Source organism: Aestuariispira insulae (genome assembly GCF_003385955.1).
Taxonomy (GTDB): Bacteria; Pseudomonadota; Alphaproteobacteria; order UBA8366; family Aestuariispiraceae; genus Aestuariispira; species Aestuariispira insulae.
The window spans coordinates 409,666-425,816 of record NZ_QRDW01000001.1 but is presented as its reverse complement, the minus strand read 5'-3'; the positions used below and the strand labels follow the sequence as shown (position 1 = coordinate 425,816).

Genomic DNA, 16,151 nt, shown 5'->3' with positions numbered 1-16,151 from the left:
CTGGTTGCCCGGCCGAATTAACTCGGTAATGCCAGTTTGCGTTCTACAGCGGCATTCTTCATGGCTTTTTGCAGTTTTTCGAACGCGCGAACCTCAATCTGACGCACACGCTCGCGGCTGATATTGTATTCCTGGCTCAACTCCTCAAGCGTCTTGGCCGGCTCACTCAGGCGGCGCTCGGTCAAAATCGCCTGTTCGCGCGGGTTGAGATGTTTGATCGCGTCCTGCAGCATTTCACGGCGCAGGGTCAACTCCTCCGATTCAGCCAGCATGGTTTCCTGGTTGTCGGTATCATCTTCCAGCCAGTCCTGCCATTCGCCATCGCCATCTGCTTTCAACGGAGCATTCAGGGAGTTGTCGGACCCGGCCAGGCGGCGGTTCATGTTGACCACATCCTGTTCCGGCACGCTCAATTCCTCAGCAATCTGTTTGACATGCTCGGGCGACAGGTCGCCTTCATCAAAGGCCTGGAGGCGACCTTTGATTTTGCGCAGATTGAAGAAAAGTTTCTTTTGTGCGGCGGTGGTGCCCATCTTCACCAAGGACCAGGAATGCAGGATATATTCCTGGATCGATGCGCGGATCCACCACATTGCATAGGTGGCCAGGCGGAAGCCGCGATCGGGATCAAAGCGTTTGACCGCTTGCATCATGCCGACATTGCCCTCGGAAATCAGTTCTGCCACCGGCAGGCCATATCCGCGATATCCCATGGCAATTTTCGCCACGAGACGCAGATGGCTGGTCACCAGTTTCTGAGCCGCTTCGCGATCCTCATGTTCACGCCAGCTCTTGGCCAGCATGAATTCCTCATCCGGTTCCAGCATGGGAAACTTGCGGATATCATCAAGATATCTCTGCAAATTACCCTCGGGGGTAAGCACGGGTACGTTGGCAATGCCAGCCATTAAATTTCTCCCCTAAGACGAACAGCCTGTTTTACATTACGATAGATTGGGATCCGCAGATCACTTTTCAATACCTGAATGATCATTCTAAAATAAGGTATTTTTGGGGCACTGGCCAGTCACAAGACTATGAACTGTGGCGCAACGATATCATTAAATCTTTGATATCATTAGGTAAATCGCTCTCAAAGGAGAGTTTTTCACCGCTGATCGGATGATCAAAGCCAAGAATTTTCGCGTGCAATGCCTGTCGATTAAAGGTGCTGAGATAGTCTTGTGCCGCCGTGGATATGCCGCCACGCCGGGTTTTTGAGCTCCGGCCATAGACCGGATCCCCCATCAAAGGGTGGCCGATATGGGTCATATGAACGCGAATCTGATGGGTCCGACCAGTTTCCAGCTGGCATTCAACCAGGGCGGCCCCGGTGCCGAAAGCCTCCAATGTCTTGTAATGGGTAACCGCATGCTTACCCTGGGCGGCTTTGACCACAGCCATCAGTTTCCTGTGAACCGGATGGCGGCCGATATTGCCCTCAATCCGACCGGACGTGGGATTGGGCAGGCCCCAGACAACCGCCTGATAGCGCCGTTCCATATCCTTGGCCTTGAATTTGGCAGAGAGCGCCGTGTGAGTCTGGTCATCCTTGGCGATCACGATCAGGCCACTGGTATCTTTGTCGATCCGGTGAACGATACCGGGGCGCTTGACCCCGCCAATGCCCAGCAGGCTGTCACCGCAATGATGCAGGATCGCATTGACCAGGGTGCCGTCTTCATTGCCCGGGGCCGGATGAACCACCATGCCGGCGGGTTTGTCGACGACGATCAGATGTTCGTCTTCATAGGCGATGGTGAGGGGAATATCCTGCGGCACCAGGTCCAATTCTTCGGCATGCGGCACAGACAAGATCACGGTCTTGCCGGGTTTGACCCGGTGGGACGGGTCGGCTATCGTCCGGCCTTCTACCACTGCCCCGCCATCAATGATCAGGGATTTGAGACGATTGCGTGAAAAATCGGGCAGGGCATCGGCCAGGACCTTGTCCAGCCGTTTGCCCTTATGTTCCGGCAATACCGCGATTTCGTATGTTTCGATCTCATCCATGGTGGCATGGGCTATACAAGTCAGGTGTAAGCAATGCAAGGACTTAAGGCGCTGGTTATCTTCATGGGGGTTCTGATCGTGGCCGGGACCACGGCGCTCGCCATTTTGATGGTCAAGAAATTCAACCGGATGGGGGAGGAAGAGACCCCTGCCGTGGTGATGCAGGAAGCGGGCGATATTCCCACGCCGTCAGTTCAGGTTTCCGGGCCAGGCGGCCATTTCGGAGATGTGACGGAAAAATTGCCGGCGGGCAGCAGGGTCCTGTCCACCCATGTGTCTGGTGCGCTTTTGCTGGTCCGGTATCAGTCCGCGGATGGCGAAGCCATCTTGGTCTTTGATATGGAAGCCGGGAAAAAGCGCGGTGTGCTGACATTGCAGGCCCAGCCATAAGGTTTTCGGGCAACCAATGTTGCCAGGTTAGTTTCAAGGGAATAGCCGAGAATGAATTTCTGTTCAGACAATGCCACGCCGGCCAATCCGGAAGTCATCGAACATCTGGCCAAGGTTAACCAGGGGCTGCAAATGCCCTACGGTGCCGACGATGTCACTGAAAGGGTGCGCTTAAAACTCTGCGAGATCTTTGAGACGGATCTGGCGATTTTTCCCGTTGCCACCGGTACGGCTGCCAATGTGCTCTCGCTGTCCCTGCTGACCCCGCCCCATGGGGCGGTGATCTGTCACGAGGAAAGCCATATTAATGTGGATGAATGCGGCGCGCCGGAATTTTTCACCCACGGGGCCAAGCTGATTGGTCTGGCAGGGGCTGGGGCCAAGCTGACACCCGATGCCGTGACAGCGGCACTGGACTGGGACTGGCGCGGTGTTGCCCACCATGTGCAGCCCGCTTGTATGTCCCTGACGCAGGCAACTGAATATGGGCTGGCCTACACGGTTGATGAGGTCAAAGCGATGAAGGCTGTTTGCGACCGATTTGAGCTCTCGCTTCATATGGATGGCGCGCGTTTTGCCAATGCGCTGGTCGGGCTTGACTGTGCACCGGCCGACATCACCTGGCGTGCAGGCGTAGATATTCTGTCTTTCGGGGCGACCAAGAATGGGGCGCTGGGCGCGGAAGCGGTGATTCTGTTTGACCGCAGTCGCGAGCAGGAAATGCATTTCCGGCGTAAACGCGGCGGGCATCTTTTTTCCAAAATGCGTTTTCTTTCCGCTCAACTGGAGGCTTATCTGAGTGATGATTTGTGGCTGCGCAATGCCGGTCACGCCAATCAGATGGCGAGTGAGCTTGGAAACGGCCTGGCGCAGTTGGATGGCGTGGATCTTGTTCATCAGGTCCAGGCGAACGAAGTTTTTGTCCGTCTGCCGGAATCAATTTTCAAAAATCTCCGCGCGCAAGGCTTTGAATTTTATGACTGGCCGCTGGGCGGGCCGGACTGCTACCGCTTTGTCACAGCCTGGAGCACGGAAAAATCCCATGTTTCCGCCCTTCTGGCCGCAGCGGTCGGAAAAAAGTAAAAAAATTGAAAAATAGGACTTGCAAGGGGGCGGGGGAGCCAGTACAAACCCGCCTGCCTGAAGGGCACTGCGTCCCCTTCGTCTAGAGGCCTAGGACACCGCCCTTTCACGGCGGCAACACGGGTTCGAATCCCGTAGGGGACGCCATTCCAGTCTGACTGGAACCCAAAAAAGAAACCGCCGCAAGGCGGTTTTTTTGTGTCCAAATATCGCGTGGCCGGTGGCTTTTGCCAGACCGGCCAGCCTCTTGAAAAGCATGTTTAAGACTCTTCGACGAATTCGGACTCGGGCATGCGGTTGACGCCGTCAAGAATATCGAGCCGGATGCTTTGTGCCAGGGCGGCGGCATCGCGGTTGCGGATCGCGCTTAGGGCCTCTTGATGCTGGTCGACGATCGCACCAAGCCCCTTGCGTTTCATGGCGAGATAGAGGAACGGCACCATCTGCAGCCACAGGCTTTCAATCATTGGCATGATGACCTGGGATTCCCCGCATCGATACATGGTGAAATGAAATTCCAGGTTCTTGGAAAGATACAGTTCCACATCGCCCAGGCGGATGCCTTCATCCACTTCTGCATCCAGCCGGGTGAGCTTGGCCACCATCGCGTCATCCATGTGGGGAAGGGCACGCTCCGCGGCCAGCGGTTCCAACGCCACGCGCGCGGCGGTTAGTTCGCTGTATTTCTCAATGGTCATGGCTGGCACTGAGACCCGGCGGTTGGGCAGCAGTTGCAGCGCGCGTTCCGCCACCAGACGGCGCAGCGCCTCACGCACCGGCATCGGGCTGGTGCCCAGCGTTTCCGCCAGGCCGCGTATGGTAACGGATTTCCCGGGAATAAATTTCCCGGTCATGATGTCCAGGCGGATCCTTTGGTAAACCTGTTCCTGCAAGGTTAGATGGTCAGGTCTGTCCCCACTGATCAATGAAATGGATTCCGCCAATGATGGCATCCGCTGTCTCCCTACTTTGATAGGCGTCCCACCCTAAGCACCGGGAACGCGAGCCTTTATATTATGTGATCACAAAGGGGTGCGTAAACCGCTTTGCATCAAGAAAAAACGTGAGATTCATTTACGGGCGAACATTTTCGGCGGATAATCCCATTTGACGATAACCAAATAACGGGAGGCCGCCTTCATGAGCAAACTCGTCCAGAATCAAGCGATTCTCGCCGCCCTTGAGCCGATGTTTCAAAAAGCGGATGAAGAAGGTCTGTGGTTCTATCATGAATCCAAAGATGCGGGTGAGGTTTGGGCCTCGCCGAAGTATCTGCGCCATATGCATGAAAAAGGCCGGTTGATCTGGTCGCCAGAACATTGGGAATTACGCAGTCCCATGGCCTATTTGAAATCGCTGCATCGGGATGCGCAGGCTAAGATTGACGAATATAATGAAATGGCGGAACGCCTTGGTGTTCCCGATATTCTGCTGCTGGAAAAGCAGAATATGACCCCGGATGCCGAGGTCGCCTGATCCGGTTTCACGGATTGTATCTGGAACGCTTCGTTGTGACTTCATGCGCAAACCGCACTTGAAGTGGCGGTGGAGCCGTTCATAATCCAGGCTGGGGTGTGGTAAAACTTAAAAAATAACCCCCTGAAAACTGGATAAAAACAACGAATGGCGATCAGCATGTCAGCAAATCTGCAGCGTCGTGCCGGCGGGGAAATTCTTGTCGATGCGTTGAAGGCAAATGGGGTGAAAACGGCATTTGGCGTGCCGGGGGAAAGCTATCTGGCGGTGCTGGATGCGCTGCATGACACCGACATTGATTATGTGATCTGCCGCCAGGAAGGTGGGGCTGCGATGATGGCCGATGCCTATGGCAAACTGACCGGGGAACCCGGCATTTGTATGGTGACCAGAGGACCAGGCGCCACCAATGCCAGCGCGGGCGTGCATATCGCCTATCAGGATTCCACGCCGATGATCCTGCTGATCGGGCAGGTCGGGCGCGATATGGTCGAGCGCGAGGCCTTTCAGGAGATCGATTACCGGCGTATGTTCGGCCAGATGGCCAAATGGATCGCCCAGATCGATGATGCCGCGCGTATTCCGGAATATCTGAACCGGGCCTTCCATACCGCGACCTCGGGGCGACCGGGACCGGTGGTGCTGGCCCTGCCGGAAGACATGCTGACTGATTATGCGACCTGTATGGATGCACCGGGTTACCGCCGGATCGATAGCGCGCCGCCGATGGAACGGATGGCGGAATTGCGCGAGATGCTCTCCCAAGCTAGGCGGCCGATGATGATTGTCGGCGGTGGCGGTTGGAACGCGGATGCCTGCCGCGACATTATGGCCTTTGCACAAGCCAACCATCTTGCGACCGGTGCTTCTTTCCGCTGCCAGGATTATTTTGACAATCTCCATCCCTGTTATGTCGGCCATGTGGGGATCGGCGTGAATCCGAAACTGGCTCAGCGGGTGAAGGAGGCGGATCTCCTGATCGTCGCGGGGGCCAGGCTGGGCGAAATGACCACCAGCGGCTACAGCTTGCTGGATATCCCGGTGCCGCAACAGAAACTGGTGCATATACACGCGGATGCGTCCGAGCTGAACAGGGTCTATGCGGCAAGTTTGGCGATCCATGCGGATCCCAGGTCTTTTGCGAAGGCGGCGGCAGCCCTCGAGCGGGTGGCCAGCGATGCCTGGTCCGATAGCACGGCCGAGGGCCACCGGGATTATCAGGATCATTGTGTCCCGGCCAAGGTGCCGGGTGATGTCCAGATGGGCGAGGTGATGCTCTGGCTGCGCGCCCATCTGGACGAGGATTCGATCCTGTGTAACGGGGCTGGAAATTATGCCATCTGGCTGCACCGCTTTTATCAATATCGCAGCTACCGGACCCAGTTGGCCCCGACCAGCGGTTCCATGGGTTATGGTGTGCCGGCGGCCATCGCGGCCAAGCATGTGCATCCTGACCGCACCGTGGTCGCGCTGGCCGGTGACGGTTGCTATATGATGCATGGCCAGGAACTGGCGACGGCTGTGCAATATGACCTGCCGGTTATTTTCATCGTGGTGAATAATGGCATGTTCGGCACGATCCGCATGCATCAGGAACGGGAATATCCCGAACGGATAAGCGGTACCCAGCTGAAAAACCCTGATTTCTGCGCGCTGGCCAAGGCCTATGGCGCCCATGGCGAACTGGTCACTGCCACCGATCAGTTTGCTCTCGCTTTCGAGCGTGCCCAGGCTTCTGGAAAACCGGCTCTGATCGAGATCCGGGTGGATCCGGAGGCGCTAACACCGAATGCGAGTCTGAGCGAAATCAGGGCGGTTGCGAAGGGACGGTAATCTATTTCTGTTTGATATATCGAATGTCGCAAATAGACATGCATTCGCCTTATAACGGCCTCCCAAAAGGGGGCCGTTTTCGTTAGGTTGTATGCAGTTGGATACCGGCTCATCAAAAAAAGAAAAAGGCCTGTTAAGGTCTTGGCAGGTATCCTGTGGGAAACTGCGGAATTGCCGGGCGGGATGTCGTACCGGCATAAGGTGCTTAGGGATAAAGTCAGATGATTGAGTGCGATCTGCTTGTGATTGGCAGCGGGCCGGCCGGAAAACGGGCGGCAATCCAGGCCGCCAAATGGGGCAAAAACGTCTATGTGGTGGAAAAACACAAGGCCGTTGGCGGTGTCACGGTTCATACCGGCACCATCCCGTCCAAGACTTTGCGCGAGACCGTATTGAACCTTTCCGGCTGGCGGGAACGTGCTTTTTACGGTCGGTCCTACCGGGTGAAGGAAGAGATCACCGCCGCTGATCTGAAACAGCGGATGGACCTTACGCTCAGTCAGGAAGTGGACACGCTGGAGCATCAGTTTAACCGCAACAAGGTGCATATCACCTATGGCTGCGCCAGTTTTGTTGATCCCCATGTGGTGGAAGTTGAGGCCTCTGATGGTGAAAAACAGCAATATAAGGCCCATCGCGTCCTGATCGCGACCGGAACGCATCCGTTCCGCCCGGAATATATCCCGTTTGACGGTGAGCGCGTGTTGGATAGCGATGAGATCCTGGATATCGATGACGTGCCGAAGTCGCTTTGTGTCATTGGTGCGGGCGTGATCGGGGTCGAATATGCCACAATTTTCAGTGCGCTCGATGTGAATGTCACCCTGGTGGAACCGCGCAATTCCATGCTGGATTTTGTCGACCGGGAATTGATCGAGGATTTTACCCATCAATTGCGGGACCGGGGCATGAACCTGCGCTTTGGCCAGAAAGTGACCAAAGTCTCCCGCGAGGGGAATACCTGTTTTGTCGAGTTGGAAAACAAGCGGGTCATCCGATGTGACATGGTGCTGTTTGCGGCCGGGCGCATGGGCAATACCGGCAGCCTGAACTTGGATAAGGCGGGCCTGTCCAGCGATCATCGCGGTCGGTTGACCATCCGGGACAAGGATACTTTCCAGACAGAGGTGGACCATATCTATGCCGCGGGCGATGTGATCGGCTTCCCAAGCCTGGCCTCCACCTCCATGGAGCAGGGGCGCATCGCCGCTTTCCACGCTTTTGAGCGCGACGATGTCTATGACGCGCCGGAATATTTCCCCTATGGCATCTACAGCGTGCCGGAAATGTCCACCTGCGGCATGAGCGAGGAAGAGGTCCAGGAACGCGGTATCGCTTATGAATGTGGGATCTGCCGGTTCCGCGAAACCTCCAGGGGCCAGATCATGGGCCTGGAAGATGGCATGATGAAGCTGATCTTTTCCATGAAGACCAGGCGTCTGCTGGGCTGTCATATTGTGGGTGAGGGTGCGACCGAACTGATCCATATCGGCCAGGCGGTATTGAACCTGAAAGGCACCATGGAATACTTTGTGGAAAATACCTTCAACTATCCGACCCTGGCGGAAGCTTACAAGGTGGCCGCCTTGGATGCCTGGAATCGGATGCCGCCGCTGGGCAGCGATTGACCATCACAGATGGGGATATCGGCGATTGGCATATTGAAGTCATGGGGCAGGGCGGCTAAATCTTTCTGAACGATCATTTCAGAAACAGGGGCCGTCCATGTCCGTCAAAATCCTGCATAATCCGCGCTGTTCCAAATCTCGCCAGACCCTGGCGCTGTTGGTGGAAAAAGGCGTCACTCCCGAGATTGTCGAATATCTGAAAGCCGCGCCGAGCATGGCCGAGATTAAAGATATTGCCGCTAAGCTGGGCGTTGCCCCGCGTGAGATGATGCGCAAGGGCGAAGCGGTCTACAAGGAAATGGGGCTCAAGGATGTGGATGATGATCAGGCGCTCATCCAGGCCATGGCCGACAATCCGATCCTGATCGAACGTCCGATTGTCCTGGCCAACGGCAAGGCGAAAATTGGCCGCCCGCCGGAATCGGTCCTCGAAATTCTGTAAGCGGGAGGATCTTGATCATGTCAGATGGTTCCGACCTGGTTCTTTGTGAGATTGAAGAAGGCGTCGCCACCCTGACGCTTAACCGCCCGGAAGAGCTGAATGCCTTTTCCGAACCGGACATGATCGAGGCCTTTTTGGCCCGGATTGATGAGATCCGGGAAAACCCGGAGGTGCGCGCCGTGATCTTGACCGGGGCGGGGCGCGCCTTTTCCGCTGGCGGCAATGTCAAACATATGCGGGATAAAACCGATATGTTTGCCGGCACCCCGGCGGAGATCCGCGAGGCCTACCGCCATGGCATTTTGCGCGTGCCGCCCGCCTTCTATCATCTTGATGTACCGACCATTGCCGCCGTCAACGGCCCTGCCTTTGGTGCGGCGCTAGATCTGGTCTGCATGTGCGATATCCGGATCGGATCGCCGGAAGCCACCTTTGGCGCGCCTTTCGTGAAGATCGGCATCGCGCCGGGTGACGGTGCAGCCTGGTTCCTGCCCCGGATCATCGGCCAGGCCAATGCGGCGGAAATGCTGCTGACGGGTGAGTCGGTCAATGCGGAAAAGGCTGTGGAAACCGGCCTGATCGGCCGGATCGTGCCGTCGGAGGACCTGCTCACGGAAGCAAAATCGGTAGCCGCCAAGATCGCCGCCAACGCGCCGGTCGCAGTGAAGCTCACCAAGAAACTGATGCGCGAGGGCCAGTTCACAAGGCTGGAGCCGCATCTGGAAATGTGCGCCGCCTATCAGGCCATCGCCCACCACACAAGGGATCATGACGAGGCGATCCGGGCATTTTTTGATAAGCGGCCTGGGCAATTTGAAGGGCGCTGAACCTTCTTCCAAAACGGACATTGCTAAGAAAGTGACCTTATGCGCACGCCCAAGATGATGAGCTATCGATATGCCGGATTTGCCTATTATCCCTTCGGTTTTCTCGCTCAGGGCTATGCGCTCAATGGTCAAGAAGGCCAGAAAGTGCAAAACAGTTTCTCTGGCGCTCGAAAAAGCCTTTTGTCACTGGCTATAACCTGTTTTTTCGGAGCATTTGTGATCGGGGGGAGCCGGCCCCACCTATTGGTTGCGATTATGATTTTATCTGCAGCATTGTGTGTGATGCTGATTGTTGGAATTGATTGGCATAATTTCCGGATAACGCGAAATGCCCTCGGGCCGATGAAAAAAAAACGCCATTCGTTTCCCTATCGTTATGCCTGGTTGCGGATGCTTGAAAACAATCGCCGGTTCGCCACCAGCTTCGCCTTGATGCCACTCGCTGTTATTGCAGTCTACGTCATGGAATGGCGGGAAAATATGGCAGCATTATCCGGTGTTGATTCTCAGGGCATTCTCACGGCTGGCTCTTATCAGCTCTATGCTTATTTGCAACTGGGAGTGAATGTATTCCTGGCGATAACAGGGGCTGCTCTTTATTTCTCTGTGAAAAAATACCGTCAGGAAATGGGCACATGGGTTTTTGCATCCCGCTATCAGTTGGTGCCCGAAACAAGGGAGCTTTTTGACGAGAAAAAATATCTGGAAGAGAGATCCAAGCCCGTCGCCCCCCAACTCTTGAAGCAACAGGTTCAGGAGTACACGGCGAAGTTTACACGTGATTGCATCTATTTTCTGGAAAAGGGTGAGGGATCTAAAGAAACCTCCTATCTCGGTGGCAAGCCACAACTGCCGGAAGGGATGGAGTGGCCTATAGATGTGCAAAGCGGTAAGGCGAAACCCTTTCTGGCCCAACTGGATTTAACCGGTTTTCCAACTGTTGCGGGCCTGAATGTTCCACGAGATGGTGTCCTGTTCTTTTTTCTCGACAATATTGTCTTTGATGCGGGAATGATTCCGCATGACCTCAATGAAGCCAAGCCGGAATTTTATCGTGCGGATACCGAAAAATATCTGGCGGCGAGTGTCCTGTTTACACCGCAATCAGCATATCTGGCAGACGCGGTTGAGCGTGATCCGATGGTTGCGGTCAATACAGACCTGATGTGGCATGAAATTGCGGCATTGAAATCTCTGCCTGTAGCGGAGCAGTGCTTGCCGAAAGCCGGGATCTCGATGGTGCCGGGAAAAGATCTTTGGGCGCCCTGGTCGGCAGAAAGGACTGATGATCTTAATCAGGCGCTTCGGCAGCAGACGGAAGCTCATTATGCAGAGGTTGGGGTGTCAGATTACACTCTTCAGTTCGGCGGTTATGGCACCAGTGGTCAAGACTCAGCCATTCTAGAGAAAATCCTTTTGTTGCAACTGGCAGGGCGGGATAGTTTTTTGAGCGATGAACTGGGGGATTGTGTGCTGCAATTCTGGATTGCCGCCGATGATCTGGAGCAGGGCCGGTTTGACGATGTTGAGCTGATCTTGATTTCCAGCTGAAGCAAGGTTTTTCGTCAGATGATAATCGCGACCGGTAAAGTGCCTGTATGGACTAACGGGTGAAACCCGCGAGCGCCGCGCCAAAGGCGATGAAGGTGCCGCCAAGGCCGCGCCGCACCCGGTTCATGATCTTTTCCGATTGCAGATAACGGCGCATGCGCCCGCCGAACACCGCCAGGAAGGCATGGTTGAGGAAACAGAGCCCGGCAAAAGTGGCGCTCAGGATGCTGATCTGCAGGAAGACGGACGCTTGCGTGTTGATGAATTGCGGGAACAGGGCTGCGATCAGGAAGACGGCTTTCGGATTGGTTAGGGAGACAATCAAGGCGGTGCCAAACAGGCGGATACCGGAATTTCGGGCGGCCACGGGATTATCCTCGATCCGGAAAGCGGAGCGGTCCCGCAAAACCTTGATACCGAGATACAGCAAGTAAGCTGCCCCAATCAGCTTTACCACCGTGAAGGCGATGGCGGAGGTTGCCATAAGTGCGCCAAGGCCGGACGTGACCGCATAGCCCAACAGGAAGACACCAGTTGCGTTTCCGGCACCGGAGATCAGGGCGGCTTTGGTGCCAAAGCGCAGCGCGTTGGAAATGGCAAGCATGATCGCGGGGCCGGGGCTAACCACGGGAACCAAAGTTATCACGACAAATAATAACCAACTTTCAACGGGCATGGGGGCCATCCGGTCTGTGTCCAAGGGAGGCAGACTATAGGATTGGTTCCACACCGTCGGGAATGGTGCATAATCGCTTAGAATTTTTGAACAAAACTCAATAATCAGCCAGAAGCTGAGAATTGACGCACAAAAGCACCGATATCACTTTGCAGGCCGGATGTGCGTTGTGACAGTTCTCCTGCGGCCTGGGTGATCTGTTCCACGGCCGACCCAGTGCTGTCGGTTCCTTCCGCCACGTCATTTATGGAATTGGCCACTGTTTTCACCCCGCGGGCAACCTGGCCGATATTGCGGCTGATTTCAGTAACGGTGCCATGCTGTTCTCGCACAGTTTGGGCGATCCGGGCATTGGTGGTGTCGACATCATGGATGGTTTCGGCGATGGCATGCATGGCGTTGATGGCTTCTCGCGTGACTGTTTGCATGCTGCTGATCTGGGTGACGATCTCTTCTGTCGCCCGGGCGGTTTGCCCGGCAAGGCCCTTCACCTCGCTGGCGACCACGGCAAACCCCTTGCCCGCGTCGCCGGCGCGCGCTGCCTCAATGGTGGCATTGAGCGCCAGCAGATTGGTTTGTTCGGCAATATCATTGATCATCTGGACGACCTCGCCGATCTTGGCCGAGGCGCCGGACAGGCTGTCGATGGTGGCTTCGGTCTGCCGGGCCTGGTCGGCGGCGCGGGAGGCGCGCATGGCGGCCTCATCCAGGCTGGTGGTGACTGTTCCCATGGAGTTGGAAAGGGCCTCGGCGGCATCGGCAACATCATTGACATTACCTGAAGCGGAATTGGCGGCCTTGGAAACCGTGCATGACTGGCTGCTTGTCTGGCTGGCGACCGCGGTCAGTTCCCCGGCGGAGGCTTGCAGCTGTGTGGCGGTGGAGGAGACCGATTCGACCAATTTCAGAATATTGGCACCGACCGATGCGGCGGACTGGGAAAATTCCCGGGATTTGCGGTCCATACTCTCAAGCCCGTGATTGACGATTTCGGAATAGGTGGCAAAATCACCCGGCATGCCACGCAGTTGAATCTTGCGGAAATACTGGTCACGGCTGGCATATTCCAGGGCTGCGGCGGATTCGCGGGCATAGGCTTCAATCGTATCCAATAGACTGTTCAGGTTATCCAAGACCGATTGGTATTGGCCCGCGCGCTTGGTGAAGAGAACCCGTTCCCCCAATTCGCCTTGGGTGGCGCGATTGAGTGGCTCGGAGAGTTTCTCCAGAGCATGGCAGGCTTGATGGTTGCTGAAGCCGTAAAGGGAAAGCACGGATAGGGCGGCAGAGGAGAGCCCGATTGCCATCCAGTCCTGTTGAACGGCGGACTGGATCGCGATGCCAACAAGCAAAAGGATTACAGCAAGCAGGCACAGCAGTGATTTGCCATGCATGTTCATTTTGGTCACCGGTCCCTCCGGCAGAGGAGGACGTGGGGAGGGTCCCCTTTCCGGCTGGCGCATGGAAGGGGCGGTCTTTTGCGGGGACATATCATAACTCCGGCAAGTGGCAAAACCACAGCACGGGAAAGCAACATCTCCTAACCACCTGTTTTAGTTTCTATATTATCGTTTTTATCGATGTGATATATTCGGCCATGCAGATAGTGCAGCAAAAGCGAATTTTGGTGGATCCATTGTAAACGCCTTTGATGTCTGTTCTAGCATCTAGGCATATAAGAGGGGCCTGATCCATATGTCCCTGACACAAATCAATATTTGTTTAATTGCGACAGGAAATTTTCCACCCGGCCCGGAGAGGGCGCTGGCGCAACATTAGCGCACGAAAAAATGTTGCCTGTGTCGTGATCCAAGCAGAAAAAGTCGCGTGGGAAGATCACCTCTACCGTCTCTTCCGTTAGCGTGCAGCCAAATGAGAATACCGGCTGAGGCCTGCGGGTTTTCGTGGGGTAAACGGCTGGATTGTGTGAAGCGTCGGAGAGCATAGAGGAGCCGAAAATGGCAAAATCCGATATCGATATTGCGCGGGAAGCGGACGTAAAGCCGATTACCGAAGTTGGTGCCAAACTGGACATTCCGGCTGATGCGCTGCGTCAGTACGGCCCGGACAAAGCGAAGGTTAGCTTTGATTATCTGGATTCCCTGGAAGACCGGAAAGACGGCAACCTGATCCTGGTGACCGCCCTGTCTCCGACCCCGGCTGGTGAAGGCAAGACCACCACCACCGTTGGTCTGGGTGACGGCCTTAACGCCATCGGCAAAAAAGCCGTTATGGCGCTGCGTGAGCCGAGCCTGGGTCCGTGCTTTGGTGTTAAAGGCGGCGCTGCTGGTGGCGGTTATGCCCAGGTTGTCCCGATGGAAGACATCAACCTGCATTTCACCGGCGATTTCCACGCGATCGGTGCCGCTCATAACCTGCTGAGCGCCCTGATCGACAACCACATTTACTGGGGTAACGAGCTGGGCTTTGACGAGCGCCGTGTTGCATGGCGCCGTGTGGTTGACATGAACGACCGCGCGCTTCGTGACATTGTCTGCTCTCTGGGCGGCGTTTCCAACGGTTTCCCGCGTCAGACCGGTTTTGACATCACCGTTGCTTCCGAAGTGATGGCGATCTTCTGCCTGTCCAAGGATCTGAAAGACCTGGAAGAGCGCCTGGGCAACATCGTTGTTGGTTACACCCGCAGCCGTGAAGCCATTTACGCTCGCGACCTGAAGGCCCAGGGCCCGATGACCGTTCTGCTCAAAGACGCCCTGATGCCGAACCTGGTCCAGACCCTGGAAAACAACCCGGCCTTCATCCATGGCGGTCCGTTCGCGAACATCGCCCATGGCTGTAACACCGTTTCCGCCACCCGTGCCGCCCTGAAACTGGGTGACTATGTCGTGACTGAAGCTGGTTTCGGTGCCGATCTGGGTGCTGAGAAATTCTTCGACATCAAATGCCGCAAGGCTGGCCTCGACCCGAAAGCCGTTGTTATCGTCGCCACCGTGCGCGCGCTGAAAATGCACGGCGGTGTCGCGAAAGACGACCTGGCTGCTGAAAATGTCGAAGCTGTTAAGAAGGGCCTCGAGAACCTGGGCCGTCACATCCGCAACGTTGGCCAGTTCGGCGTTCCGGCTGTTGTTGGTATCAACCGCTTCACCCTGGATACCGATGCCGAGCTGGCAGCGGTCAAGGAATATACCGAGCAGTTCGGTGTTGAGGCGATCGAGTGCAACCACTGGGCCGAAGGGTCCAAAGGCACCATCGACCTGGCGAACAAGGTTGTTGAAATCGTTGAAGGCGGCGGCGCTCAGTTCCGCACCCTTTACGAAGACGACATGCCGCTGTTCGACAAAATCAACACCATCGCCCGCAACATCTATGGTGCGGACGAAGCGATCGCTGACAAGAAGGTTCGTGACCAGCTGCATCAGTGGGAAAAAGACGGCTATGGCAACCTGCCGGTTTGCATGGCTAAAACCCAGTACAGCTTCTCCACCGACCCGAACCTGCGTGGCGCGCCGACCGGTCATGTGGTTCCGGTCCGTGAGGTTCGCCTCTCTGCCGGTGCTGGTTTCATCGTCGCAATCTGCGGCGAGATCATGACCATGCCGGGTCTGCCGCGTGTGCCGGCGGCCAACTCCATCCACCTGGATGACGAAGGCCTGGTCCAGGGCCTGTTCTAAGAACAGATCTCTGGCAACAGCATGTTAGGGAACGGGCCGCACGATTGTGCGGCCCGTTTTCCTATGGGACAGACTAAGGCTGCATCATCATCACAATCCGGGAACCCAGTGACCAGCCTGTGGCGATTACGGGAAAGGACAGGGTAATATAGCCGCGCATCCAATGGTTCTTGCCGACCTGAGGGGGCAGTCCCGCCGCCAGCGACAAGGCACAGAAATACTGGATCAACATCACATCTGTCGCCGGGCCGGCAAACGTTTCGGACAAGAGAAATAGGGGGAAGAGAAGGGCGGTCGCCAGAAGGATCAGGCCGCGGATGGCCTCGAGGCATTTTCCGGCAGCGCTGTGATCTGTCAGGGATGTAACAGCACGTATCAACAGATATCCGGCTGGAGCGAGGTGAATGAAGTGATAGCCCGACTTGAACAAATCCAGCAACAGGCTGGTGGTATGGACCTGTGCCATGCTTTCAACGGTTGGCAGCTTATAGAAACCGGCCAGGAATAACGAATAAATGATTAGGTAGACCCAGGGAATGGGTTGCCTGGTTTGGCCGGCGGCGGCAACCTGTTTCACAGTTGAATGCCTCTCTTGCTGTC

15 protein-coding genes and 1 tRNA gene are annotated in these 16,151 nt (G+C 55.9%); 10 read left to right on the top strand and 6 right to left on the bottom strand.

Annotated features, from left to right (window positions below; all coding sequences use genetic code 11):
• Positions 1-17: 17 nt before the first annotated feature.
• Positions 18-908 carry an RNA polymerase sigma factor RpoH gene (rpoH, locus tag DFP90_RS02140; protein ID WP_115934759.1) on the bottom strand — a complete coding sequence of 297 codons (891 nt, stop codon included), beginning with the start codon at positions 906-908 and terminating at the stop codon, positions 18-20.
• 127 nt (positions 909-1,035) lie between these two features.
• Positions 1,036-2,013 (bottom strand): RluA family pseudouridine synthase, encoded by a 978-nt coding sequence (locus tag DFP90_RS02135; protein WP_115934758.1) that lies wholly within the window; start codon positions 2,011-2,013, stop codon positions 1,036-1,038.
• Positions 2,014-2,046: 33 nt separating this feature from the next.
• Between DFP90_RS02135 and DFP90_RS02130 the strand changes: the two genes are divergently transcribed.
• The 3 genes from DFP90_RS02130 (at position 2,047) to DFP90_RS02120 (ending at position 3,633) form a co-directional block, all read left to right on the top strand.
• Positions 2,047-2,403 carry a hypothetical protein gene (locus DFP90_RS02130; protein ID WP_147300909.1) on the top strand — a complete coding sequence of 119 codons (357 nt, stop codon included), beginning with the start codon at positions 2,047-2,049 and terminating at the stop codon, positions 2,401-2,403.
• Positions 2,404-2,454: 51 nt separating this feature from the next.
• On the top strand, positions 2,455-3,486 hold the full coding sequence (locus DFP90_RS02125; RefSeq protein WP_115934756.1) for a threonine aldolase family protein: 1,032 nt from the start codon (positions 2,455-2,457) through the stop codon (positions 3,484-3,486).
• Positions 3,487-3,557: 71 nt separating this feature from the next.
• Positions 3,558-3,633, top strand: a tRNA-Glu gene (locus tag DFP90_RS02120).
• Positions 3,634-3,746: 113 nt separating this feature from the next.
• Here the strand turns inward: DFP90_RS02120 and DFP90_RS02115 are convergent.
• On the bottom strand, positions 3,747-4,439 hold the full coding sequence (locus tag DFP90_RS02115; protein ID WP_115934755.1) for a GntR family transcriptional regulator: 693 nt from the start codon (positions 4,437-4,439) through the stop codon (positions 3,747-3,749).
• 187 nt (positions 4,440-4,626) lie between these two features.
• Here DFP90_RS02115 and DFP90_RS22755 point away from each other — a divergent pair, with 187 nt between their 5' ends.
• From DFP90_RS22755 to DFP90_RS02080, 6 genes are all read left to right on the top strand, one after another.
• Positions 4,627-4,962, top strand: a complete 336-nt coding sequence (locus DFP90_RS22755) for a hypothetical protein (protein WP_181905143.1) — start codon at positions 4,627-4,629, stop codon at positions 4,960-4,962.
• A 159-nt stretch (positions 4,963-5,121) separates the two neighbouring features.
• Complete coding sequence (locus tag DFP90_RS02100; RefSeq protein ID WP_115935488.1) at positions 5,122-6,795, top strand: thiamine pyrophosphate-binding protein; 1,674 nt, start codon at positions 5,122-5,124, stop codon at positions 6,793-6,795.
• Positions 6,796-7,016: 221 nt separating this feature from the next.
• The gene (gene sthA, locus DFP90_RS02095; protein WP_115934752.1) at positions 7,017-8,423 is read left to right on the top strand and encodes a Si-specific NAD(P)(+) transhydrogenase; all 1,407 of its coding nucleotides are present in this window, start codon (positions 7,017-7,019) and stop codon (positions 8,421-8,423) included.
• Positions 8,424-8,520: 97 nt separating this feature from the next.
• Positions 8,521-8,865, top strand: coding sequence for an arsenate reductase (glutaredoxin) (gene arsC, locus DFP90_RS02090; protein ID WP_115934751.1), 345 nt, complete (start codon positions 8,521-8,523; stop codon positions 8,863-8,865).
• Positions 8,866-8,882: 17 nt separating this feature from the next.
• On the top strand, positions 8,883-9,692 hold the full coding sequence (locus tag DFP90_RS02085; protein ID WP_115934750.1) for a crotonase/enoyl-CoA hydratase family protein: 810 nt from the start codon (positions 8,883-8,885) through the stop codon (positions 9,690-9,692).
• 39 nt (positions 9,693-9,731) lie between these two features.
• Positions 9,732-11,243 (top strand): DUF1963 domain-containing protein, encoded by a 1,512-nt coding sequence (locus tag DFP90_RS02080; RefSeq protein ID WP_115934749.1) that lies wholly within the window; start codon positions 9,732-9,734, stop codon positions 11,241-11,243.
• Positions 11,244-11,295: 52 nt separating this feature from the next.
• Here DFP90_RS02080 and DFP90_RS02075 read toward each other — a convergent pair whose 3' ends face one another.
• Complete coding sequence (locus tag DFP90_RS02075) at positions 11,296-11,919, bottom strand: LysE family translocator (RefSeq protein ID WP_115934748.1); 624 nt, start codon at positions 11,917-11,919, stop codon at positions 11,296-11,298.
• A 104-nt stretch (positions 11,920-12,023) separates the two neighbouring features.
• Positions 12,024-13,319, bottom strand: coding sequence for a methyl-accepting chemotaxis protein (locus DFP90_RS02070; RefSeq protein ID WP_245956983.1), 1,296 nt, complete (start codon positions 13,317-13,319; stop codon positions 12,024-12,026).
• Between the two features lie 558 nt (positions 13,320-13,877).
• On the opposite strand from DFP90_RS02070, the gene DFP90_RS02065 reads away from it, so the two are divergent.
• On the top strand, positions 13,878-15,551 hold the full coding sequence (locus DFP90_RS02065) for a formate--tetrahydrofolate ligase (protein ID WP_115934746.1): 1,674 nt from the start codon (positions 13,878-13,880) through the stop codon (positions 15,549-15,551).
• 73 nt (positions 15,552-15,624) lie between these two features.
• Here the strand turns inward: DFP90_RS02065 and DFP90_RS02060 are convergent, their stop codons facing one another.
• Entirely contained in the window at positions 15,625-16,128 is a 504-nt protein-coding gene (locus DFP90_RS02060; protein ID WP_115934745.1) for a hypothetical protein, read from the bottom strand.
• Positions 16,129-16,151 lie beyond the last annotated feature (23 nt).